Source organism: Pseudomonas meliae (assembly GCF_001400515.1).
GTDB lineage: Bacteria > Pseudomonadota > Gammaproteobacteria > Pseudomonadales > Pseudomonadaceae > Aquipseudomonas > Aquipseudomonas amygdali.
Genome location: NZ_LJQT01000404.1, coordinates 1 through 261 on the forward strand (window position 1 = coordinate 1; position 261 = coordinate 261).

At 51.0% G+C, this 261-nt stretch carries 1 protein-coding gene; it reads right to left on the reverse strand.

The features are described 5' to 3' along the window. Positions 1-15 precede the first annotated feature (15 nt). Entirely contained in the window at positions 16-216 is a 201-nt protein-coding gene (locus ALO64_RS18595; protein WP_004666908.1) for a hypothetical protein, read from the reverse strand. Positions 217-261: the final 45 nt, after the last annotated feature.

The window sequence follows — 261 nt, forward strand, 5'->3', positions numbered from 1 at the left end:
CCAAGGCAACCGACTTCAATCCGTGTAAAGATAATCAGCAAGATCGATTTTTTCCGATTGACCATCCATACCGGTGACAACAAAGGTACACGCGCTGTCTGGTTCGCCGTCAGCGATACGTGCCTGGAAGAAACGCTGTGCGACGTCAAGGGCGGCTTCTTTATGTGCGCCTACTGATTCTGTGTAGATGGTCCAGGTGACTACGTAGCCGTTCATTATCTTCATCCTTACGTTGATGTCAGAGTTGGGCGCCGCCAACGA